The sequence below is a fragment of the Edwardsiella sp. A.80236 genome, assembly GCF_044540725.1.
Lineage (GTDB): Bacteria > Pseudomonadota > Gammaproteobacteria > Enterobacterales > Enterobacteriaceae > Edwardsiella > Edwardsiella tarda.
In genome coordinates, this window is sequence record NZ_JBIUCY010000002.1 from 14,150 (window position 1) to 37,613 (window position 23,464).

General features: G+C 57.5%; 20 protein-coding genes. 16 read left to right on the forward strand and 4 right to left on the reverse strand.

From position 1 onward, the window contains the following. Position 1 precedes the first annotated feature (1 nt). Together thrB and thrC are read left to right on the forward strand one after the other, a co-directional pair. Positions 2 to 931: a homoserine kinase gene (gene thrB, locus ACEQFP_RS02280; protein WP_068872288.1), complete on the forward strand. Its 930-nt coding sequence runs from the start codon at positions 2 to 4 to the stop codon at positions 929 to 931. 3 nt (positions 932 to 934) lie between these two features. Further along, complete coding sequence (thrC, locus tag ACEQFP_RS02285; protein ID WP_005282418.1) at positions 935 to 2,221, forward strand: threonine synthase; 1,287 nt, start codon at positions 935 to 937, stop codon at positions 2,219 to 2,221. A gap of 47 nt (positions 2,222 to 2,268) precedes the next feature. Here the strand turns inward: thrC and yaaA are convergent, their stop codons facing one another. Both yaaA and ACEQFP_RS02295 read right to left on the reverse strand, forming a co-directional pair. After that, positions 2,269 to 3,045 carry a peroxide stress protein YaaA gene (gene yaaA / locus ACEQFP_RS02290; protein ID WP_005282421.1) on the reverse strand — a complete coding sequence of 259 codons (777 nt, stop codon included), beginning with the start codon at positions 3,043 to 3,045 and terminating at the stop codon, positions 2,269 to 2,271. Between the two features lie 115 nt (positions 3,046 to 3,160). Beyond that, entirely contained in the window at positions 3,161 to 4,594 is a 1,434-nt protein-coding gene (locus ACEQFP_RS02295; protein WP_005294798.1) for a sodium:alanine symporter family protein, read from the reverse strand. Between the two features lie 431 nt (positions 4,595 to 5,025). Between ACEQFP_RS02295 and tal the strand changes: the two genes are divergently transcribed. From tal to ACEQFP_RS02320, 5 genes are all read left to right on the forward strand, one after another. Beyond that, entirely contained in the window at positions 5,026 to 5,979 is a 954-nt protein-coding gene (gene tal, locus ACEQFP_RS02300; RefSeq protein ID WP_035594308.1) for a transaldolase, read from the forward strand. A gap of 128 nt (positions 5,980 to 6,107) precedes the next feature. Continuing rightward, entirely contained in the window at positions 6,108 to 7,556 is a 1,449-nt protein-coding gene (gene gabD, locus ACEQFP_RS02305; protein WP_035594763.1) for an NADP-dependent succinate-semialdehyde dehydrogenase, read from the forward strand. A gap of 161 nt (positions 7,557 to 7,717) precedes the next feature. Next, a complete protein-coding gene (locus tag ACEQFP_RS02310) occupies positions 7,718 to 8,374 on the forward strand; it encodes an HAD-IA family hydrolase (RefSeq protein WP_370546980.1) in 657 nt (218 codons plus the stop codon). Continuing rightward, positions 8,371 to 8,958: a molybdopterin adenylyltransferase gene (gene mog, locus ACEQFP_RS02315; protein ID WP_370546979.1), complete on the forward strand. Its 588-nt coding sequence runs from the start codon at positions 8,371 to 8,373 to the stop codon at positions 8,956 to 8,958. The genes ACEQFP_RS02310 and mog overlap by 4 nt, the downstream gene beginning before the upstream one ends. Before the next feature lie 121 nt (positions 8,959 to 9,079). Beyond that, positions 9,080 to 10,390: an MFS transporter gene (locus ACEQFP_RS02320; RefSeq protein ID WP_370546978.1), complete on the forward strand. Its 1,311-nt coding sequence runs from the start codon at positions 9,080 to 9,082 to the stop codon at positions 10,388 to 10,390. Between the two features lie 76 nt (positions 10,391 to 10,466). Here ACEQFP_RS02320 and satP read toward each other — a convergent pair whose 3' ends face one another. After that, on the reverse strand, positions 10,467 to 11,036 hold the full coding sequence (gene satP / locus ACEQFP_RS02325) for an acetate uptake transporter (protein WP_005282454.1): 570 nt from the start codon (positions 11,034 to 11,036) through the stop codon (positions 10,467 to 10,469). A gap of 317 nt (positions 11,037 to 11,353) precedes the next feature. On the opposite strand from satP, the gene dnaK reads away from it, so the two are divergent. The 4 genes from dnaK to nhaR all read left to right on the forward strand — a co-directional run bounded on the left by dnaK (position 11,354) and on the right by nhaR (position 17,007). Continuing rightward, positions 11,354 to 13,261 (forward strand): molecular chaperone DnaK, encoded by a 1,908-nt coding sequence (dnaK, locus tag ACEQFP_RS02330; RefSeq protein ID WP_005282457.1) that lies wholly within the window; start codon positions 11,354 to 11,356, stop codon positions 13,259 to 13,261. 110 nt (positions 13,262 to 13,371) lie between these two features. Then, a complete protein-coding gene (gene dnaJ / locus ACEQFP_RS02335; RefSeq protein ID WP_035596100.1) occupies positions 13,372 to 14,505 on the forward strand; it encodes a molecular chaperone DnaJ in 1,134 nt (377 codons plus the stop codon). 219 nt (positions 14,506 to 14,724) lie between these two features. Next, positions 14,725 to 15,900 (forward strand): Na+/H+ antiporter NhaA, encoded by a 1,176-nt coding sequence (gene nhaA, locus ACEQFP_RS02340; protein WP_172460016.1) that lies wholly within the window; start codon positions 14,725 to 14,727, stop codon positions 15,898 to 15,900. Between the two features lie 204 nt (positions 15,901 to 16,104). Beyond that, positions 16,105 to 17,007 carry a transcriptional activator NhaR gene (gene nhaR, locus ACEQFP_RS02345; RefSeq protein ID WP_005294807.1) on the forward strand — a complete coding sequence of 301 codons (903 nt, stop codon included), beginning with the start codon at positions 16,105 to 16,107 and terminating at the stop codon, positions 17,005 to 17,007. 71 nt (positions 17,008 to 17,078) lie between these two features. On the opposite strand, the gene rpsT is transcribed toward nhaR, so the two are convergent. Further along, positions 17,079 to 17,342 (reverse strand): 30S ribosomal protein S20, encoded by a 264-nt coding sequence (rpsT, locus tag ACEQFP_RS02350; RefSeq protein WP_005294808.1) that lies wholly within the window; start codon positions 17,340 to 17,342, stop codon positions 17,079 to 17,081. 391 nt (positions 17,343 to 17,733) lie between these two features. Between rpsT and ribF the strand changes: the two genes are divergently transcribed. The 5 genes from ribF to ispH are packed head-to-tail and all read left to right on the forward strand — an operon-like array spanning position 17,734 to position 23,459. Further along, on the forward strand, positions 17,734 to 18,696 hold the full coding sequence (ribF, locus tag ACEQFP_RS02355; protein ID WP_370546977.1) for a bifunctional riboflavin kinase/FAD synthetase: 963 nt from the start codon (positions 17,734 to 17,736) through the stop codon (positions 18,694 to 18,696). Positions 18,697 to 18,720: 24 nt separating this feature from the next. Then, positions 18,721 to 21,567 (forward strand): isoleucine--tRNA ligase, encoded by a 2,847-nt coding sequence (ileS, locus tag ACEQFP_RS02360; RefSeq protein ID WP_035596097.1) that lies wholly within the window; start codon positions 18,721 to 18,723, stop codon positions 21,565 to 21,567. Continuing rightward, complete coding sequence (lspA, locus tag ACEQFP_RS02365) at positions 21,567 to 22,064, forward strand: signal peptidase II (protein WP_035594766.1); 498 nt, start codon at positions 21,567 to 21,569, stop codon at positions 22,062 to 22,064. The genes ileS and lspA overlap by 1 nt, the downstream gene beginning before the upstream one ends. After that, positions 22,064 to 22,525 (forward strand): FKBP-type peptidyl-prolyl cis-trans isomerase, encoded by a 462-nt coding sequence (gene fkpB / locus ACEQFP_RS02370; RefSeq protein WP_005282484.1) that lies wholly within the window; start codon positions 22,064 to 22,066, stop codon positions 22,523 to 22,525. The genes lspA and fkpB overlap by 1 nt, the downstream gene beginning before the upstream one ends. Continuing rightward, positions 22,506 to 23,459, forward strand: a complete 954-nt coding sequence (gene ispH / locus ACEQFP_RS02375; protein ID WP_005282487.1) for a 4-hydroxy-3-methylbut-2-enyl diphosphate reductase — start codon at positions 22,506 to 22,508, stop codon at positions 23,457 to 23,459. Before fkpB ends, ispH begins: the two co-directional genes overlap by 20 nt. Positions 23,460 to 23,464: the final 5 nt, after the last annotated feature.

The following is a 23,464-nucleotide window of genomic DNA, read 5'->3' on the forward strand; positions in this document are numbered from 1 at the left end:
CATGGTGACGATCTATGCGCCGGCCTCGATCGGCAACGTTAGCGTCGGCTTCGACGTGCTGGGCGCGGCCGTTACACCGCTGGATGGTAGCCTATTGGGGGACTGTGTTAGCGTCACCGCCAGCGAGCGTTTCTCCCTGGCGTGTCGTGGCCGCTTCGTCGCGAGCCTGCCTGCGAACGAGCAAGAGAATATTGTCTATCAGTGTTGGCAGCGTTTTTGCGCCGAGATCGGACACGAGTTGGCCGTCGAAATGGTGTTGGAAAAGAACATGCCGATCGGCTCAGGGTTGGGCTCTAGCGCCTGTTCCGTCGTCGCGGCCTTGGCGGCGTTGAATCGCTTTGCCGGTGACCCCCTCACGCCACACCAGCTATTGACTCTGATGGGGGAGTTGGAGGGCCGAATCTCCGGTAGCGTGCATTACGATAACGTCGCCCCCTGCTATCTGGGTGGGGTGCAATTGATGGTCGAGGCTCAGGGGATCATCAGTCAACCGGTACCCTGTTTCGATGAGTGGCTTTGGGTGATGGCCTATCCGGGGATCAAGGTCTCCACCGCCGAGGCGCGCGCCATTCTACCGCCACACTATCCCCGTGCCGACTGTATCCGCCATGGACGCAATCTGGCCGGTTTTATTCATGCCTGCCATACGCGTCAACCCCAGTTGGCTGCGGCCTTGATGCAGGATGTGATCGCCGAACCTTACCGTAGCGGCCTGCTGCCCGGGTTTCTCGAAGCACGCCAGGCGGCGGAGCACCTTGGTGCGCTGGCATGTGGCATCTCGGGTTCGGGGCCGACGCTGTTCGCCGTGTGCGACGATCAGGCCGTTGCCCAACAGGTGGCGCATTGGTTGGCACAACACTACCTGCAAAATGAGCAGGGATTCGTTCATATTTGCCGTCTGGATACGGCGGGCGCACGACAACTGGGATAAGCCATGAAACTGTACAATCTGAAAGATCATAACGAGCAGGTTAACTTTGCCCAGGCGCTGGTTCAGGGACTGGGCCGTCAGCAGGGGTTATTTTTCCCCCATGCATTGCCGTCGTTTGAGCGGAGTGAGATCGATGCCTTACTGGCCCAAGATTTTGTGACGCGTAGCGCCCATATCTTAGCGGCCTACCTGGGCGATGAGTTTCCGTTCGCAACCTTATTGGCGCGGGTACGCGCCGCCTTTACCTTTCCGGCGCCGGTTGTGCCGGTGAGCGATGACATTGCGACGCTGGAGTTGTTCCATGGCCCGACGCTGGCCTTTAAAGACTTTGGCGGGCGCTTTATGGCGCAGATGCTACAACAGGTGGCGGGGGATCGACCTGTCACCATCTTGACGGCGACCTCGGGCGATACCGGCGCCGCGGTCGCGCATGCCTTCTATGGTCTGGATAACGTACAGGTGGTGATCCTCTACCCGCGCGGGAAGATCAGTCCGTTGCAGGAGAAGCTGTTCTGCACCCTGGGCGGTAATATTCGTACCGTGGCGATCGAGGGCGACTTCGATGATTGCCAGGCGTTGGTCAAGCAGGCGTTTGACGATGCGGCGTTGCGTGAGCAACTGGGGTTGAATTCGGCAAACTCGATCAACATCAGCCGCCTGTTGGCGCAGGTCTGCTACTACTTTGAGGCGGTGGCGCAACTCCCACAGGCGGCGCGCAATCAGTTGGTGATTTCGGTACCGAGCGGCAACTTCGGCGATCTGACCGCGGGCTTACTGGCCCAATCGCTGGGATTGCCGGTGAAGCGTTTCATCGCGGCCACGAATGCTAACGATACGGTTCCTCGTTTCCTGGCCAGCGGCGCTTGGCAGCCACACGACACGGTAGCGACCCTCTCTAACGCCATGGATGTCAGCCGCCCCAACAACTGGCCGCGGGTCGAGGAGTTGTTCCGCCGTCGTGAGTGGCCGCTGGCGGCCTTGGACTATGGGGCGTTGGACGATGCGCAGACCGAGGAGGCGATGCGGGCACTGGCTGCCCAGGGCTATGTCAGTGAGCCCCATGCCGCCATCGCCTATCAGGTATTACGCGCAAACCTACGTCCCGGCGAGTATGGTCTGTTCCTAGGGACCGCGCACCCGGCCAAGTTCGCCGAGTCGGTGGAGCGTATCTTGGATCGCGCTCTGCCGTTACCGGCGGCGTTAGCCGAGCGTGCTGACCTGCCGCTGCTGTCACAGACGTTACCGGCGGACTTCTCTCACCTACGGGCATTCCTGTTGACCGACGCGTGAGAGGCCGGCCCCCGCAGGTGGCGGGGGCGGCTTTATCGGGGCGGGCGTTAGTGGCGGCGTTGGAACAGCAGTTCGCGTCCCAGTCGGCCCTGGCTCTCCCCGGCGAAAGCGTATCCCTCCAGATCGAACGCCTTTAGCTGCTCGGGATCCTGCAATCGTTGCTTGATGATAAAGCGACTCATCAGTCCGCGCGCCTTCTTGGCGTAGAAACTGATCACCTTAAAGCTGCCATTCTTTTCATCCATAAAGATAGGTTTGATCAATTCGCCCTCCAGGATGCGAGGGTTGATCGCCTTAAAGTATTCGTCCGATGCCAGGTTAATGACGACCCGATCTCCCTGCTGCCGTAGTTGTTGGTTCAGTTGGCGGGTGATCTGGTCACCCCAGTAGGCATACAGATCATTGCCATAGGGGGTATGCAGCCGGGTTCCCATCTCCAGACGATAGGGCATCATCAGATCCAGAGGGCGTAGCAGTCCATAGAGTCCGGAGAGCATACACAGATGCTGCTGAGCGAAGTCGAAGTCTGCCTCGTTGAAGTTTTCGGCTTGGAGTCCGCTATACACGTCGCCTTTAAATGCCAGTATCGCTTGGCGGGCATTCTCCGGGGTGAAATGGGGTTGCCACTCGGCGAAGCGCGCGGCATTCAACCCGGCCAGCTTGTCACTGATCTTCATCAGCGAGGCCAATTGTGCCGGCGTCAGGGTTCGCACCGTCTGCATCAACGTTTCGGCTTGCGCCAACATTAACGGTTGCGTATAGCGTTGTGTGGCGAGTGGGGAGCAGTAGTCCAACGTTTTAGCTGGGGAGATAATCGTCAGCATGGCGGCATCCTACAAGAGAGAAAAGGGTAACTTCGTCTACTTTAGCAAACTGGCGTGCGGGCGGGAAAAATTGCTGTGATAGGGATAAGGGGGAGTGAAACTCCCCCTGAGTGCCTTACTTACGCGCCGGTTTCTCCCAGATCCCCGGTTCAACTTGCTGTTGAATCTCTGGATACTTACTGAGATCCAAGGTCGGCACCAGCCCCAGACGGCGCTGGTGGTTATAGTCGCGGGCCAGCTTAAAGGCGACGCCCGACAGTAACAGGATGGCGATCAGGTTGGTGATCGCCATCAGCGCCATTGAGAGGTCGGCCATCTTCCACACTAACGGCAGCTCCGCCAAGGCACCGAACATCACCATACCCAGCGTACCTAGACGTAGAAAGATCAAACCACTGGGGTGGTTATGTTCCAGGAAGATCAGGTTACTTTCGGCGTAGGCATAGTTGGCGATGATGGAGGTGAAGGCGAAGAAGAAGATCGCCACCGCAATAAAGGTCCCACCCCAGTCCCCGACGGCCGAAGAGAGCGCTCGCTGGGTGAGTTCAATACCGCTGATGGAACCCGGTGCGGCATCCAATACGCCGGAGGAGAGGATGATGGCGGCGGTCGCGCTGCAGATCACCAACGTATCCATAAAGACGCCTAGCATCTGTACATAGCCCTGAGAGGCGGGATGAGGCGGATAGGGGGTGGCGGAGGCGGCGGCGTTGGGGGCTGAGCCCATGCCGGCCTCGTTAGAGAATAACCCGCGCTGGATCCCCTGGGTCATCGCCTGGGAGATGCCATAGCCGACGGCGCCGGCGGCCGCTTCTTGCAGGCCGAACGCACTCTTGATCACCAGCATCAGTACCTCTGGCAGACGGGCCAGGTTATGCCCCATCACCCAGAAGGCCAGCAGCAGATAGGCGATGGCCATGACCGGTACGATCAGCTCGGCGGTGCGAGCAATCGAGCGTAGACCGCCGAAGATCACCACGCCGCAGATCACTACCAAAGTCATGCCGACATACTGCGGTGAAATATGGAAGGCAACGGCGGTCGCTTGAGCGATGGAGTTGGCCTGTACAGCGTTGAATACCAAGCCGAAGGCGACCAGCAGGAACAGGGAGAACAGGATCCCCATCCAACGCATGCCGAGCCCCTTCTCCATATAATAGGCCGGGCCGCCACGGAAATTACCCTGATCGTCGCGTGTCTTATAGAGCTGGGCCAAGGTGCTCTCGATGAAAGAGGTGGCCATCCCGATCAGCGCGATGATCCACATCCAGAAGATTGCGCCAGGCCCACCGGCGGTCAGTGCGATGGCGACCCCGGTGAGATTTCCGGTGCCGACGCGGGCGGCCAGGCTGGTACACAGTGCCTGAAAGGAGGAGATACCACCGCTGTCGACCTTATTACTGTTTTTCAATACTGAAAACATATGGCCGAAGTGGCGAAACTGAATAAACCCGGTGCGGAACGTGAAATAGAGACCGGCACCGATCAGCAGATAGATCAGTACCGAGCCCCATAGGATGTTGTTGATAAAACTAATGAGATCCGTCAATGCGTAGTCCTCTTTTATTATGTCTTTCCCTGATGACACGAGGCCGCCACTCGTTCGTTGCGCAACGCTGTGCGACACCGTGTCGATAAGGCGGCAAGAATGTAGCATGATTTTTAACAAGCTGGGCAGAATATTCGCGTTAACGCTTGCCCTAGGGTGATTGTCAACAGGGAAACGGTTGCGGTGCAATTTCCTTGATGAATGGGAAAAAACGGCGCATTTACTGGGATGTTTCCTCCATTGCGCAACGCAAACAGCGTGTTATCATCAGACCAGGCACGTCACAAGCTCATGCTCAATTTGTTAGCACCTTCGCCTTTGCGCAAGGCGATGCCCCTGATTACGGCGTGGCGGAGTGGCCATAGATTAAGAGGGGGAGATAACAATTGGCGTATCAAGCTGGTTAATACACCAAAATGGGAACGCTAAAAATGACCGATAAACTGACCTCCCTGCGTCAACTGACTACTGTGGTTGCGGATACCGGCGATATCGCCGCGATGAAGCAGTACCAACCACAGGATGCCACGACAAACCCTTCTCTGATCCTCAATGCCGCGCAGATCCCCGAATACCGTAAACTGATCGATGATGCCATCGCCTGGGCCCGTAGCCAGAGTGGCGATCGCGCCCAGCAGATCGTGGATGCGTCCGATAAACTGGCCGTGAATATTGGCCTAGAAATTCTGAAACTGATCCCGGGTCGTATCTCTACCGAAGTCGATGCGCGTCTCTCTTATGACACCGAAGCCAGCGTGGCCAAGGCGAAGCGCTTGATCAAACTGTATAACGATGCTGGCATCAGCAACGATCGTATCCTGATCAAGCTAGCCTCCACCTGGCAGGGCATCCGTGCCGCCGAGCGTCTGGAGAAAGAGGGCATCAACTGTAACCTGACGCTGCTGTTCTCCTTCGCTCAGGCGCGTGCCTGCGCCGAAGCGGGCGTCTACCTGATTTCTCCGTTTGTTGGCCGTATCCTCGATTGGTATAAGGCGAATAGTGGCAAGAGCGAATTCGCAGCGGCGGAAGATCCGGGCGTCATCTCCGTCACCGAAATCTATAACTATTATAAGCAGCATGGCTATGAGACTGTGGTGATGGGCGCGAGCTTCCGCAACGTCGGTGAGATCCTGGAGTTGGCCGGTTGCGACCGCCTGACCATCTCCCCGTCCCTGCTTAAGGAGCTGTCTGAAAGCACGGGTAGCGTCGAGCGTAAGCTGGCCTATCAGGGGGAGATCAAGGCTCGTCCAGCACGCCTGAGCGAAGCCGAATTCTACTGGCAGCATAACCAAGATCCGATGGCGGTGGAAAAACTGGCCGATGGCATCCGCAAGTTCGCCGTGGATCAGGGTAAACTGGAAAGCATGATCGACGCACTGCTGTAAGTGGGTCTGGTTTACCATCTAACCCCCCGGCCGCGTAAGCGTCCGGGGGGTTATTTTTTTATCGACCGGTTGGGGCGTTCGCTTTCGGGAGCGGGGCGTGGCCGGTATCGCGTAGCGAGGGGAATATGATACAGCTTAATGATAGTGGCCTGTTTCGTCAGCAGGCGCTGATCGACGGTGTCTGGTGTGACGCCGACAGTGGCGACGTCATCAACGTCGTCAACCCGGCAAATGGTGAGAGGCTCGGTAGTGTACCGAAGATGGGGCGTGAGGAGACCCGGCGCGCGATCGATGCCGCCGCCCATGCCCTGCCGGCTTGGCGCGGACATACCGCCAAAGCGCGGGCCCAGATCTTACGACGTTGGTTTGATCTGATCCTGGCTCACCAGGAGGATCTGGCGCGTCTGATGACCTTGGAGCAGGGTAAACCCCTGGACGAATCGCGTGGTGAGATCGCCTACGCCGCTTCTTTCATCGAGTGGTTTGCCGAGGAGGCGAAACGTGTCTATGGCGATACTATCCCGGCTCCCCAGGCTGATAAGCGTCTGCTGGTATTGAAGCAGCCTATCGGGGTAACGGCAGCGATCACGCCGTGGAACTTCCCGGCGGCGATGATCACCCGCAAGGCGGGACCCGCGTTGGCTGCCGGTTGTACGATGGTGCTGAAGCCGGCCAGTCAGACACCCTATTCCGCCTTGGCATTGGCGGAGCTGGCATTGCGTGCCGGTATTCCACAGGGGGTGTTTAGCGTGGTGACCGGGGCCGCGGGCGAGGTGGGCGGAGAGCTTACCGCCAATCCACAGGTGCGCAAGCTGAGCTTTACCGGCTCGACAGAGATCGGGCGACAGTTGATGGCGCAGTGTGCGCATGACATTAAGAAAGTCTCTCTCGAACTGGGCGGCAATGCGCCATTTATCGTGTTCGATGATGCGGATCTGGATCAGGCGGTGGCGGGCGCGTTAGCCAGCAAGTTCCGTAATGCCGGGCAGACCTGTGTCTGTGCCAACCGTCTGTATGTGCAACAGGGGATCTATGCGCGCTTTGCCGAGAAGCTAACCCAGGCGGTGCAGGCATTACGTGTCGGTGATGGCTTGGAGGAGGGGGTAACGGTGGGGCCGCTGATCGACCAACGGGCACGCGCGAAGGTTGAAGAGCATATCGCCGATGCCGTGGCACGCGGCGCCCGCATCGCTTGCGGCGGGGCGGCCGATGCGCGCGGCGGGAACTTCTTCACGCCGACGGTACTATTGGACGTGCCCGCCGATGCCTTGGTGGCGCGTGAGGAGACCTTCGGCCCGCTGGCGCCGTTGTTCCGTTTCCGCGATGAGGATGAGGTGATCGCCTTGGCTAATGCGACAGAGTTTGGCCTGGCTTCCTACTTCTACACCCAAGATCTGGGGCGGGTATTCCGTGTCGGAGAGGCGTTGGAGTATGGCATCGTGGGGGTTAACACGGGCCTTATCTCGAATGAGATGGCGCCTTTCGGCGGCGTGAAGTCGTCGGGGCTGGGTCGCGAAGGCTCGAAGTACGGTATCGACGATTACCTCGAGATGAAATACCTCTGTCTGGGCCTCTAAACGCGCGTGCCGCCGAGACGGCGGCGCGCTGGCAGCTTTCTTTGCCGTTTCACCTTGGGGGAATGGCCGCGATAAATTTTGCCTCTTCGGCGCGATGGCGCTAACGTTTTTCCAGAGCGTCAGTTACGACACAGTACATTGCCGATAGAGGAGTATGCGTCATGTGGAGAAAGCATTTCGCCGCCATCTTTCTGGATATGGATGGCGCGTTGCTCGACAGCGATAGCCATGCCGAACTCGTGTGGGAGCAGTGGGCACAACAGCGGTGCATCGATCGCACGCTATTGCGCCCACGTATCTATAGCCAACGGGTGCAGGAGACACTACGCCAACTGGCTCCGAGCCATAGCGATCGCGCCGAATGTCAACGTCTGGAGCAGGCGCTGTTGGCGGCGGTGCGTCAGCGGCGTAGCGCATTGCGTCAGGACGCGGCGGCATGGTTGGCCGGTTTGAGTGACACCCCCTGGGGTGTGGTCACACAGGCCGGGCAGCAGCGAGCCAGCGAACAGATCGCGCACAGCGGGATGCCGCGTCCGCCACTGGTGGTCGGCGCAGAGCGGGTGAGTTGCGGGCGTCCGGATCCGGAGCCTTACCTTCAAGCCGCCAGCCATTACGGTCTGGACCCGCGTGACTGCCTGGTGATCGAAAGCGACGAAGCGGGGATCCGTGCCGCACAAGCGGCGGGAATGACCGTGATCGCCCTCAGTTACCGTCGCCCGCGTCACTCTTTGCAGCGTGCGGATGTGGTGATCGGCGGCTGGCGTAGTATCATTCTGCATCCACAGCCGGAAGGCATCGTCGTTGAGGTTATTGCATGAATACACTACGCATAGGTTTGGTATCGATCTCTGATAGGGCATCTAACGGTGTCTATCAGGATCAGGGCATTCCAGCACTAGAGGCTTGGCTGGCCACGGCATTGGCTACCCCTTATAGCTTGGAGACGCGCCTGATCCCGGATGAGCAACGCTTGATCGAGCAGACGCTATGTGAGCTGGTGGATGAGCGGGGTTGCCATTTGGTGTTGACCACCGGAGGTACCGGCCCCGCACGGCGCGACGTGACGCCGGATGCGACGCTGGCGGTCGCCGATCGTGAGATGCCGGGGTTCGGCGAACAGATGCGCCAGATTAGTCTGAACTTCGTCCCGACGGCGATCCTGTCGCGCCAGGTTGGTGTGATCCGCAAGCAGGCGTTGATCATCAATCTGCCGGGGCAGCCTAAGTCGATCCGTGAAACGCTGGAGGGGCTGAAGGATGAATCCGGCCAAACGCGGGTCGTGGGGATCTTCGCCAGCGTGCCATATTGTATTCAACTGTTAGATGGCCCCTATGTGGAGACCCACAGCGAAGTGATAGCAGCATTTCGGCCAAAGAGTGCTCGTCGCGAAATAATCAACTGAAGTTACAGTCATTGCAGGATAAGATTTAGAATGACTGGTATGTATACGGCTAACGTTATATCTCTATTTTTGCAACACAACATTATCAATAAGTGTCAAAAAAATAGGGTCGTAACGACATATGGAATTGCATCATCACCGTCAGTTGAATCAGCAGGACTATAAAACGCTGGCGCTGGCCGCCCTGGGCGGGGCGCTGGAGTTTTATGACTTCATCATCTTCGTGTTTTTTGCCGCCGTCGTCGGCGCACTCTTTTTTCCACCGGACATGCCGGAGTGGCTGCGCCTGGTGCAGACCTTCGGTATTTTCGCCGCCGGGTATTTAGCGCGTCCGCTCGGTGGGATCGTCATGGCGCATTTTGGTGACCGGATTGGTCGCAAGCGCATGTTCTCTCTCAGCATTCTGTTGATGGCCTTGCCGACGCTGGCGATGGGGATGCTGCCGACTTATCAAACGCTAGGTATCGCCGCACCGCTGTTACTGTTGCTGATGCGTGTCTTACAGGGCGCCGCCATCGGTGGCGAGGTGCCTGGTGCCTGGGTGTTCGTCGCCGAACATGTCCCGCCGCACCGCATTGGCTTTGCCTGTGGCGTACTGACGGCTGGCCTGACCTTCGGTATCTTACTTGGCTCGCTGGTGGCGACGGGGCTGAATAGTTGGCTGACGTCACAGGCGATCCTCGCCGGTGGTTGGCGAATTCCCTTCTTTCTGGGCGGTGTATTTGGCCTGATGGCGATGTATCTACGCCGTTGGTTGCAGGAGACGCCGGTTTTTCTGGCGATGCAGGCGCGTCGCGCCCTGGCCGAGGAGTTGCCGTTGAAGCGCGTGGTGCGTGACCATCGGCGCTCGGTGGTGATCTCGATGCTGCTGACCTGGCTGCTCTCCGCTGGTATCGTCGTGGTGATCCTGATGACGCCCAGTCTGTTGCAAACACAGTATGGTCTGCCGGCCGCATTGACTCTGCAAGCCAATAGCGTGGCCATTGTCACCCTGACGCTAGGCTGTATTGTGGCGGGGATGTTGGCAGATCGTGTGGGGGCAGGGCGTTTGTTTATTGCCGGTAGCCTGCTGTTGGGGGCGTGTAGCTGGCAATTCTTCAGCCAGTTGTCGCCGCAGATCGAGGTGGGGCAGTTGTTCTGGCGGTACGGTTTGGCCGGTTTTAGTGTCGGTCTGGTCGGCGCGGTGCCGTTTGTGATGGTCTGTGCCTTCCCCGCCGAGGTGCGTTTTAGCGGGATCTCCTTCTCTTATAATCTCGCCTATGCCGTATTCGGCGGTTTGACGCCGATCGCCGTGACGCTGTTACTGGCCCTGACGCCTTTAGCGGCAGGATGGTATGTGTTGGCGCTCTCGTCACTGGGCGTGCTACTAGGCTGTTACTTCCTGCGTGCGCCGCTGCGAGCAGCAGCGCATCAATGTGGCGAAGTGCGTTAGTCTACATGGCGCCAGATGTGCCGGGATAAAAAAGGCCTCCTGAGGGAGGCCTTTATGCGTCAGGGATGCGACTGAGTTAGGCGTGCTTAGCGCCGATGGGCAGCACATCACGGCCATACTGCTCGTTGATCACCTCGGCCATCGCCAGGTAGATGGCGCTGGCACCACAGATGATGCCTTCGATGCCGGCGATGTGCAGCACGCTGGCGTTAGCGGTGATGTTGCCGTAGGCCAGCAGGAAGAACAGTACCGTCAGGCTGGCGAAGACAAACTGCAAGACGCGGTTGCCGCGCAGGGTGCCAAAGAACATGAAGAGGGTAAAGATGCCCCACAGCGCCAGATAGGCTCCGAGAGACAGTGCATCGGTTGCGTCGGCCAGGCCCATCTTTGGCAGCGTCAACAGCGCTACCAGGGTCAGCCAGAAGGAGCCATAGGCGGTAAAAGCGGTCAGCCCAAAGGTATTGCCTTTCTTATATTCCAGCAGTCCGGCCAGGATCTGGGCGATACCGCCAAAGAAGATCCCCATAGCCAAAATGACGGAAGTCAGCGGAAAGAGCCCTGCGTTGTGCAGGTTCAGCAAGACGGTAGTCATCCCAAAACCCATCAGACCCAGGGGGCCGGGATTTGCCAACTTGTTGGTGTGCATAAAGCCTCTGTAATAATAGAATGTAGAAACAGGCTAGTGCCTGTAGGTACGTGCGTCGAGCCGCCCAGAACGGCCGCTTTTCTCGAGCGCGCGGCATAATAAAGAGGCATCGGACAAGAAACAATCTCTGCCAATAAAAAATCTATTTTTTTTTGCCCTCTCCCCCTTGATGCGCATCAGAGCGACCCCATCTTAGTAACATCGAAGTTGTTACCCTGTTCGGTAGATGTAGTGAGAACGGTGGTTGAAAGGCGAAAAGTCGCCCCCACTTAAGGTAACAACGAGCTTGAAAACCGAATTTTTAGTGGAGACGTTCGATGGGTAAAATCATTGGTATCGACCTGGGTACAACCAACTCTTGTGTAGCCATCATGGATGGCGGTCAGCCTCGCGTGCTGGAAAACGCCGAAGGTGACCGTACTACACCTTCTATCATCGCTTATACGCAGGATGGCGAAGTGCTGGTAGGCCAGCCGGCCAAACGCCAGGCGGTCACCAACCCGCAGAATACGCTGTTTGCAATCAAACGTTTGATCGGCCGTCGTTTTGAAGACGCCGAAGCACAGCGCGATAAAGACATCATGCCCTATAAGATCGTGCCTGCCGACAACGGTGACGCGTGGGTAGAAGTTAAAGGCCAGAAGATTGCACCGCCGCAGATCTCGGCTGAAGTACTGAAGAAAATGAAGAAAACGGCGGAAGATTTCCTGGGTGAGCCGGTTACCGAAGCCGTCATCACCGTCCCGGCCTATTTTAACGACGCGCAGCGTCAGGCGACCAAAGATGCCGGTCGTATCGCTGGGTTGGATGTAAAACGTATCATCAACGAACCGACGGCAGCTGCACTGGCCTATGGTCTGGATAAGGGTGCTGGCAACCGTACCATCGCGGTCTATGACCTGGGTGGCGGTACCTTCGATATCTCCATCATCGAAATCGATGATGTCGATGGTGAGAAGACCTTTGAAGTACTGGCAACCAACGGGGATACCCACCTGGGTGGGGAAGACTTCGATAGCCGTCTGATCAACTACCTGGTTGACGAGTTTAAGAAAGAGCAGGGTATCGACCTGCGTAACGACCCGCTGGCGATGCAGCGTCTGAAAGAAGCCGCAGAGAAGGCGAAGATCGAACTCTCTTCCGCTCAGCAGACCGATGTGAACCTGCCGTATATCACCGCAGATGCTACCGGTCCGAAACACATGAACATCAAGGTGACCCGTGCCAAACTGGAATCCTTGGTTGAAGATCTGGTCGCGCGCTCCATGGAGCCGCTGAAGGTTGCCCTGAAGGATGCCGGCCTGTCTGTTTCCGACATCGACGACGTGATTCTGGTCGGTGGTCAGACGCGTATGCCGATGGTGCAGAAACAGGTTGCCGATTTCTTCGGTAAAGAACCGCGTAAAGACGTGAACCCGGACGAAGCCGTTGCTATCGGTGCTGCCGTACAGGGTGGTGTCTTGGCCGGTGATGTGAAAGATGTGCTGTTGCTCGACGTTACGCCGCTGTCTCTGGGCATCGAAACCATGGGTGGGGTAATGACCGCTCTGATTTCGAAGAACACCACTATCCCGACCAAGCATAGCCAGGTGTTCTCTACCGCTGAAGACAACCAGTCTGCCGTGACCATTCATGTGCTGCAGGGTGAGCGTAAACGTGCGGCGGATAACAAGTCTCTGGGTCAGTTTAACCTGGATGGTATCCAGCCGGCACCGCGCGGTATGCCGCAGATCGAAGTCACCTTCGATATCGACGCCGACGGTATCCTGCATGTTTCCGCTAAGGATAAGAATAGCGGTCGCGAGCAGAACATCACCATCAAGGCTTCTTCTGGTCTGAGCGAAGATGAGATCAAGCAGATGGTTCGTGACGCCGAGGCTAACGCTGAGGCCGACCGTAAGTTCGAAGAATTGGTACAGGTGCGTAACCAAGCCGATCAACTGGTACATGGTACCCGTAAGCTGGTTGAAGAAGCAGGTGACAAGCTGCCGGCCTCCGATAAGAGCGCCATTGAAGATGCCTTGAAGGCATTGGAAGCGGCTAGCAAGGGCGAGGATAAGGCGGAGATCGAAGCTAAGATCCAGGCTCTGGTTCAGGCATCCGCTAAGTTGCAAGAACTGGCGCAGCAGCAGGCTCAGTCTGGCGAAGCGCAGGCAGACACCAGCGCCAAGAAAGATGACGACGTGGTCGATGCCGAGTTCGAAGAAGTGAAAGACAAAAAATAATCGCCCTTAAGCGGGCATGGTAACGGCGGTGGCTATCGCCGTTATTCACCGGCACGGGCGTCGAGGAAACTCAACGCCCGTGCCTCTATGTTAGGGGCAAAGTAACCGAGATGGCGAAGAAAGACTACTATGAGATTTTGGGCGTATCCCGTGAAGCGGATGAGCGCGAAATCAAGAAAGCCTATAAACGCCTGGCCATGAAGTATCACCCGGATCGTAATCAGGGGGATAAAGAGGCTGAGGATAAGTTTAAGGAAATCAAAGAAGCTTATGAGATCCTGACCGATGCGCAGAAGCGCGCAGCCTATGATCAGTACGGTCATGCGGCGTTCGAGCAGGGTGGCATGGGCGGCGGAGCCGGCGGTTTCGGCGGTGGTGCTGATTTCAGCGACATCTTCGGCGATGTGTTCGGCGATATCTTTGGTGGTGGTCGTCGTCAGCGCGCGGCTCGTGGCGCAGATCTACGTTACAACATGGATCTGTCCTTGGAGGAGGCGGTGCGCGGCGTCACCAAGGAGATTCGTATTCCGACGCTGGTCGAATGTGATGTTTGCCACGGCAGCGGGGCTAAAAAGGGGAGTGAGCCGATCACCTGCCCGACCTGCCATGGGGCCGGCCAGGTACAGATGCGTCAGGGCTTCTTTACCGTGCAGCAGCCTTGCCCGCACTGCCATGGTCGCGGCACTATCATCAAAGATCCGTGCAATAAGTGTCATGGTCACGGTCGGATTGAAAAGTCCAAGACGCTGTCGGTCAAGATCCCGGCCGGGGTTGATACCGGTGACCGTATTCGCCTGGCGGGCGAGGGTGAGGCCGGGGAGAACGGCGCACCAGCCGGCGACCTGTATGTACAGGTACAGGTGAAGGCGCATCCGATCTTCGAGCGAGAAGACAATAACCTGTTCTGTGAGGTTCCGATCAACTTCGCCATGGCGGCATTGGGTGGGGAGATCGAAGTGCCGACCTTAGATGGTCGCGTCAATTTGAAGATCCCTGCCGAAACCCAGACCGGTAAGATGTTCCGTATGCGGGGTAAAGGGGTGAAATCGGTGCGTGGCGGTGCGCAGGGTGATCTGCTGTGCCGTGTGGTCGTCGAGACGCCGGTCAACCTGAACGAGAAGCAGAAGCAGCTGCTGCGTGAGTTGGAGGAGAGCTTCGGCGGTCCGGCCAGCGATAAGAATAGCCCACGCTCCAAGCGCTTCTTCGATGGCGTGAAGAAATTTTTTGATGATCTGACTCGTTAAATCAGTCAGTTGTCGCATGATACCTCCCCGTACGGCTCGCGCGTACGGGGATTTTTTTATTTAGTGACGTGAATTCAATTCGCTAATGATGTCCCTTTAATGAGTATATTTCATTTTTTTCGAGTTATATGCGAAAAATAAATTACTTTTTTCGAGCTATGAGAGGGAGTATTCTACGACAAGCGTTTTTTTGTTTAAGTTGCTTGGATGAGTGCAATGATAAAGAGTTTGCAACGTTTTGTCGGCAGTGATGCCTTTGGCGGGGTCATTCTGATCATCGCCGCTGCGTTGGCAATGATCTTAGCCAACACGGAGTGGACCAGCCACGTCTATCAGGCGTTCCTTAACACGCCGGTCGAGGTGCGGGTAGGTAGCCTGCATATCAATAAAAATATGTTGTTGTGGGTCAATGACGCCCTGATGGCGATCTTCTTCCTGATGATCGGCCTGGAGGTGAAGCGTGAGTTGGTCTGCGGTTCGTTGGCTAGCGCGCGTCAGGCGGCCTTCCCGGTGATCGCGGCCCTTGGCGGCATGGTGGTACCGGCGCTGATCTACCTGCTGTTCAACGGCCAGGATGCCGTGGCCAGTACGGGCTGGGCCATCCCGGCGGCCACCGATATCGCCTTTGCATTAGGGGTACTGGCACTGTTGGGTAATCGCGTCCCATTGGCGCTGAAGGTCTTCCTGTTAGCCTTGGCGATCATCGATGACCTGGGCGCGATCATCATCATTGCACTGTTCTATACCAGCGATCTGTCTATCCTGTCGCTGGCGGTGGCTGGTGCGGCGATCGTGGTATTGGCGTTGTTGAATCTGTTTAACGTCCGTCGTGTCGGACTCTATATCCTGGTGGGCGTGATCCTGTGGACGGCGGTGTTGAAGTCCGGGGTACATGCGACCTTAGCCGGGGTCGTGATTGGCTTCTTTATTCCGCTGAAAGAGCAGAATGGTAAGTCGCCTGCACGTTCCTTGGAGCATGCGTTGCATCCCTGGGTTGCCTACATGATCCTCCCGCTGTTCGCCTTTGCTAACGCCGGTGTCTCATTGGATGGGGTGACCCTCTCGGGCTTGTTCTCGCTGCTGCCGCTCGGGGTGATCGCGGGCCTATTTATCGGTAAGCCATTGGGCATCAGCCTGTTCTGTTGGCTAGCGGTGAAGATGAAGTGGGCCACCTTGCCGCAGGGGACGACCTTCAAGGAGATCATCGCGGTTGGCGTGCTGTGCGGTATCGGCTTCACCATGTCGATCTTCATCGCCTCGTTGGCCTTCGGTGATGCTGACCCCACCCTGGCGGTCTTCTCGCGCCTAGGGATACTGCTGGGCTCGTCGTTGGCGGCGATCGTCGGTTATCTGCTGCTACGGCGCGTTCTACCGGCGCAGAAAGTCAACGCGTGACGGTACGAGTAGGGTGCTGTGTCTAAACTGCGGGGTCGCTTTTGCGACCCCGCTCTCGTATAGGAGGTGATGACGTGTGGTTAGCAATTTATTGATGGCATCATATTACCCAGTGTTATTGCTAGACTTAAGACACCTTTGCTGCCGCCATGCGGCGAGTCGTCTGGCGGTTTAGGGCGGCAACTCATTTAGGAGAGCGCGTCAGTGCGTTTGTCACATATAAATTTCAATCATCTCTATTACTTCTGGCAGGTGTGTAAAGAGGGGTCGGTGGTCGGGGCCGCCGAAGCGCTATTCCTGACGCCACAGACTATTACTGGCCAGATTAAGGCATTGGAAGAGCGCCTTGGTGGTAAGCTGTTCAAGCGCCAGGGGCGTGGTCTGGTGCCTTCCGAGTTGGGGCAGTTGGTCTTCCGCTATGCGGATCGGATGTTCATGCTGAGCCAAGAGATGCTGGATATTGTGAATTACCGCAAAGAGTCCAGCATGTTGTTCGATGTCGGGGTGGCGGATGCGTTGTCGAAACGCCTGGTGAGTCAGGTGTTGGAGACCGCGGTGGCTGACCACGAGCAGATTCATCTGCGTTGCTTTGAGTCGACGCATGAGTTGCTATTGGAGCAGTTGAGCCAGCATAAGCTGGATATGATCCTATCGGATTGCCCGGTCGATTCTAGCCAGCAGGAAGGCCTGTTCTCCGTTAAGTTGGGTGAGTGTGGTGTCAGCTTCTTCTGCCGTCAACCGTTGCCAGAGATGCCGTTCCCGACCTGCCTCGAGCAGCGTAAGCTGCTGATCCCGGGACGACGTTCGATGCTGGGCCGTAAGTTATTGAACTGGTTTAATAGTCAGGGGCTACAGGTACAGATCCTCGGGGAGTTTGACGATGCGGCGTTGATGAAGGCCTTCGGTCTGTATCATGACGCTATCTTCGTGGCGCCGTCGATCTATGCGCAGGATATGTACGCTAATGCGCAGGATAATATCCGTGAGGTCGGACGCATCGATAACGTGCAGGAGGAGTATTACGTGATTTTCGCCGAGCGCATGATCCAACATCCGGCGGTACAACGGGTGTGCAACAAGGACTTCTCCGCGCTGTTTAGTCGCTAATGCGCAGAAGGCAGGCAATAAAAAAACCGGCCGAAGCCGGTTTTTTTATCACGCTTACAACGTAAGGCAGATTACTGCATTGCGTTGATCTGAGCGGTCAGATTAGCTTTATGACGTGCAGCTTTATTCTTGTGGATCAGGCCTTTGCTTGCCTGACGGTCAACGATCGGCTGCATTTCATTGTAAGCAGCCTGCGCTGCTGCTTTGTCGCCGGTAGCGATAGCTGCGTATACTTTCTTGATGAAAGTACGCATCATGGAACGACGGCTAGCATTGTGCTTGCGACGCTTTTCAGACTGAACGGCGCGTTTCTTAGCTGATTTGATATTAGCCAAGGTCCAACTCCCAAAATATTCTATAGAGGACAATTCAAAGGCCGAGGAATATGCCCTTTCAGCCTTCTTTTGTCAATGGATTTGTGCAAATAAGCGCCGCACATACTGGCGACACCCGTGCGTTTCAATGGCGCCGAATTTTACCAGCTTTGTTGTGTGGAATACAGCGTTTCGCACTATTTTTCCCATTGCGTCGTTCGGCATACGATTTCAGGGAGAAAAAAGGGGGCGCTAAGGCGCGATGTCGCGGGAAAAAGCCGCATTCATGTATTTAATCGTAGCCTTAACTCCGGTATGGTGATTCTATCCCGTTAAACACCTAACAATCGCCGGTTAACCTTAGTCGCTGTACAAGGTATAATCCGTCGATTTTCACTGTTTTGAGCCTGATATGGAGCTAATTCGCGGCATTCATAACCTGCGCGCGCGGCATCGTGGCTGCGTGCTGACCATCGGTAACTTCGACGGCGTGCATCAAGGGCACCGGGCTTTATTGGCGCGATTGCGTCAGGAGGGCGAGCGTCTGGGGCTGCCGGTGATGGTGATGATCTTCGAACCGCAGCCGTTAGAGATGTTTGCGCCACAGAATGCGCCGGCTCGACTGACCCGCCTGCGCGATAAGTGTCGTTACCTGGCCGACGCCGGGGTAGATGCCGTGCTGTGCGTGCGTTTCGACCGCCAGTTCGCCGCCCATTCGGCTCATTATTTTGTGAAACACCTACTGGTCGATCGCCTCGGCGTGAAGTTTCTGATGATTGGCGATGATTTTCGCTTCGGCGCGGGGCGTGAAGGCGATTATCGCCTGTTGCAGGCGGCGGGGAGAACGTATGGATTCACCGTCGCCAACAGTCTCAGTTTCTGTGTCGGCGATCTGCGTGTTAGCAGTACCGCCGTGCGTCAGGCCTTGCGCCATGATGATCTGGCATTGGCGGAAACCCTACTGGGCCACCCTTACCGCATCGCCGGTCGGGTGGTGCATGGCGATGCCTTGGGGAGAACGATTGGTTTCCCCACCGCCAATCTGCCGTTGAAACGGTTGGTCGCACCGGTGAAGGGGGTTTACGCTGTCGATGTTTATGGACTGGGTCCCACGCCGCTGCCCGGCGTGGCTAATATCGGAACCCGTCCGACTGTCGCTGGCATACGCCAGCAATTAGAGGTTTATCTGCTCGATGTGACAATGGATCTCTATGGGCGCCACATTGATGTGGTGCTCCGCGCAAAACTGCGCAATGAACAGCGTTTTGATTCGCTTGATGCACTCAAGCGACAAATCGCCCAAGATGTGGTGGCTGCCCGTAAGTTTTTTGGGCTGACAACACCGGTCCAGAGCCTGATGGCTCAATCCCAATAGCCGAAAACGGAACCGAAATCGAAGATGAGTGACTACAAGAATACCCTGAATTTGCCGGAAACAGGGTTCCCGATGCGCGGCGATCTGGCCAAGCGCGAACCTGGCATGCTGCAACACTGGTATGAGCAGGATCTGTACGGGATGATCCGTAATGCTAAGCAAGGCAAGAAAAGCTTCATTCTGCATGATGGCCCTCCGTATGCGAACGGCAGCATTCATATCGGTCACTCAGTCAACAAGATTCTGAAAGATATTATTATCAAGTCCAAGGGGCTTTCCGGTTATGACTCCCCCTACATCCCGGGTTGGGATTGCCATGGTTTGCCGATCGAACTGAAGGTCGAACAACTGATCGGCAAGCCTGGCGAGAAATACAGCGCCGCCGAGTTCCGTGAGCAGTGCCGCGCCTATGCCGCCGAACAGGTGGCCGGGCAGAAGGCGGACTTTATCCGTCTTGGGGTGCTGGGCGACTGGGAGCATCCTTACCTGACCATGGACTATGGTACCGAGGCCAATATTATCCGTGCCTTGGCGCGCATCGTGGATAACGGCCACCTGATGAAAGGGGCAAAACCGGTGCACTGGTGTCCGGATTGCGCCTCCTCGCTGGCGGAAGCCGAAGTCGAGTATTACGACAAAGTATCGCCCTCCATCGATGTGCGCTTCAGCGCCGTGGATAAGGCGTTGGTATTAGAGAAATTCGGTGTGCAACAGGTCGATGGCCCGGTAAATGTGGTCATCTGGACCACGACGCCGTGGACCCTGCCGGCTAACCGCGCCGTGGCCTTGCATCCGGAGCTGGAGTATCAGCTGGTGCAGATCGACGGTGAATGCCTGATCCTGGCCGCCGAGTTGGTTGAGAGCGTGATGAAGCGCGCCGGTATCACCCACTGGCAGGTGTTGGGCAGTTGCAAAGGTGCCGATCTGGAACTGCTGCGCTTCCAGCATCCCTTCATGGCGTTCGATGTGCCGATCATCATGGGCGATCATGTCACCCTGGATGCCGGTACCGGTGCCGTACACACCGCGCCGGGCCATGGCCCGGATGACTATGTGGTCGGCCAGAAATATGGCTTGGAGATCGCGAATCCGGTCGGCAGCAACGGCTGCTATCTGCCGGGCACGCATCCCGAGCTGGACGGGCTGTTCGTCTTCAAGGCCAACGACGTGGTAGTGGCGATGCTACAGCGTAGCGGGGCGTTACTGCACGTCGAGAAGTTGACGCATAGCTACCCGTGCTGCTGGCGTCATAAGACACCGATCATCTTCCGCGCCACGCCGCAGTGGTTTATCAGCATGGATCGCCAGGGGCTGCGTCGCCAGTCATTGGCCGAGATCGATCGTATTGAACAGCAGGGGCTGGAGCAGAACAACCTGAGCGGTTGGATCCCGGCGTGGGGCAAGGCGCGCATCGAATCGATGGTCGCCAACCGTCCCGATTGGTGTATCTCGCGTCAGCGGACCTGGGGTGTGCCGATGGCGATGCTGGTGCACAAAGAGACGCAAGAGTTGCATCCGCGCACGACGGAGTTGATGGAAGCGGTCGCTCAGCGTGTCGAGCAGTCGGGTATTCAGGCCTGGTGGGATCTGGATATTCGTGAGCTGTTGGGCGACGAGGCCGATCAGTACGAGAAGGTGCCGGATACGCTGGATGTCTGGTTTGACTCTGGCTCGACCAGTTACTCGGTGGTGGACGCTCGTCCGGAGTTTGGTGGACACAGCCCGGATATGTACCTGGAAGGCTCCGACCAGCACCGCGGTTGGTTCATGTCTTCGTTGATGATCGCCGTGGCGATGAAGGGTAAGGCACCTTACCGTCAGGTCTTGACGCACGGTTTCACCGTCGACGGCCAGGGGCGCAAGATGTCCAAGTCGGTCGGCAACGTGGTCAGCCCGCAGCAGGTGATGAACAAATTGGGGGGCGATATTCTGCGTCTGTGGGTCGCCTCGACCGATTACACCGGCGAGATGGCGGTTTCCGATGAGATCCTCAAACGCTCCGCCGACGCCTATCGTCGCATCCGCAATACTGCGCGCTTCCTGCTGGCCAACCTGAACGGTTTCGACCCGCGTAAAGACATGGTGAAGCCGGAAGAGATGGTGGTTCTGGATCGCTGGGCGGTCGGTTGCGCCAAGCAGGCGCAGGACGAGATCATCGCCGCCTATGAAAACTATGACTTCCACGAAGTCGTGCAGCGTCTGATGCAGTTCTGCTCCGTCGAGATGGGCTCCTTCTATCTGGATATCATCAAGGATCGCCAGTACACCGCCAAGTCTGATTCGGTGGCACGTCGTAGCTGCCAGACCGCGCTGTACCATATTGCCGAGGCGCTGGTGCGTTGGATGGCGCCGATCCTCTCCTTCACCGCCGACGAGATCTGGGGCTATCTGCCGGGTGAGCGTGCACAGTTCGTGTTTACCGAGGAGTGGTACCAGGGGCTGTTTGGTCTGGATGCCGCAGAGCCGATGAACGACGCTTTCTGGGCTGAGCTGCTGAAGGTGCGCGGCGAAGTCAACAAGGTCATCGAGCAGGCGCGTAACGACAAGAAAGTCGGTGGCTCGCTGGAGGCGGCGATCACCCTGTATGCCGATGAGGCGCTGGCGACGCAGCTGGATAGTCTGCAGGACGAACTACGCTTCGTGCTGATCACCTCGGCGGCACGCGTACAGCCGTTGGCGCAGGCTTCTGCTGATGCCGTGGCCAGTGATCTGGCCGGGCTGAAGGTGGGGTTGAGCAAGGCGGCTGGCAGTAAGTGCCCGCGTTGCTGGCACTACTCTGATGCCATCGGTGAGGATGCCGCCCATCCGCAGCTATGCCCGCGTTGTGTCACGAATGTGGCAGGCCAGGGCGAAGAGCGTAAGTTTGCATGATGCGTCGGCCTCTTCTCTCAACCGGACTGCGTTGGCTGTGGGTCGTCGTCGCGGTGCTGATTGTGGATTTGGGCAGTAAGCAGCTTATCCTCCAGCATTTTATGCTGGGGGAAACCCTGCCGCTGTTCCCGTCACTCAACCTGCACTACGCACGTAACTACGGCGCGGCGTTTAGTTTCTTGGCGGATAGCGGCGGTTGGCAACGTTGGTTCTTTGCCGCCATCGCCATCGCCATTTGCCTGGCACTATTGGCGATGATGTACCGTAACGCGGCGAGCGATCGCCTGAACAATATCGCCTATGCGCTGATCATCGGTGGCGCCTTGGGAAACCTGTTCGATCGTTTATGGCACGGCTTCGTGGTCGATATGATCGATTTCTATGTCGGTAACTGGCACTTCGCCACCTTTAACCTGGCCGATACCGCCATCTGTATCGGCGCGGCATTGGTGGTGTTGGAAGGCTTTCTGCCGGCGCGCAACAAGGAAAAATCGTGATGCAACAAGCACCGCGTGCACTCCTGGTGCACTTTACGCTGACGCTGGAGGATGGATCGCTGGCGGAGTCGTCGCGTGAACGCGGCCAGCCGGCGTTATTCCGCTTCGGTGATGGGAGTCTATCTCCGGCGTTGGAGAGCGAGCTCGCCTCTTGTGTCGCGGGCGATCGCCGTTGCTTCACGTTAGCGCCGGCCGATGCTTTCGGCGAGCGTAGCGATGATCTGGTGCAGTTTTTCCCCTTGGGGCAGTTCCGCGACAGTGGCGAGCCGCAGGCAGGGGCGGTGATCCTGTTTACCGCCGCCGATGGGGCTCAGATGCCGGGATTGGTGCGCGAAGTGACCGGCGAGTCGGTCACCGTCGATTTTAACCATCCGCTGGCGGGGATACCGGTGACCTTCGACATCGAGGTGTTGGAGCGCGATCCCGTGCAAGAGGTGAATCATGAACATCCTGCTGGCTAATCCACGCGGCTTTTGTGCCGGCGTGGACCGGGCGATTAGCATCGTGGAGCGGGCGTTGTCGATTTACGGCGCCCCGATCTATGTGCGGCACGAGGTGGTACATAACCGCTTCGTGGTCAATAGCCTGCGTGAGCGTGGCGCGGTGTTTATCGAGGAGATCAGCGAGGTGCCCGATGGCGCGATCTTGATCTTCTCTGCGCATGGCGTCTCTCAGGCGGTGCGTGCCGAAGCTAAGGCGCGGAATCTAACCATGCTGTTCGACGCCACTTGTCCGCTGGTGACCAAGGTGCACATGGAGGTCGCGCGTGCCAGCCGGCGCGGCACCGAGGCCATCCTGATCGGTCATGCCGGCCATCCGGAGGTCGAGGGCACGATGGGGCAGTACAGCAATCCGCAAGGGGGGATGTATCTGGTCGAGGCGCCGGAGGATGTCTGGCGCTTGCAGGTCAAGGATGAGCGTAATCTCTGCTTTATGACCCAGACGACGTTGTCGGTTGACGATACCTCGGCGGTGATCGATGCCCTACGCGCTCGTTTCCCGGCGATCATCGGGCCACGTAAGGATGACATTTGCTATGCCACCACCAACCGCCAAGAGGCGGTGCGCTCGCTGGCCGAGCAGGCGGATGTGGTGCTGGTGGTCGGCTCGAAGAACTCCTCCAACTCTAACCGGTTGGCCGAACTGGCCCGTCGGGCGGGTAAACCCGCCTACCTGATCGACAGCGCGGCAGACATCGATGAGGCGTGGCTGAGCGGTGTCGCCTGCGTCGGCGTGACGGCGGGTGCCTCGGCCCCTGACGTGTTAGTCCGCGAGGTTATCGCGCGTCTTCAGGCGTTAGGGGGCGGCGTGACGCAGGAGATGCTGGGGCGCGAGGAGAATATTGTCTTCGAAGTCCCGCGTGAGCTACGTATCGAGACACAACAGGTCGACTGACGATA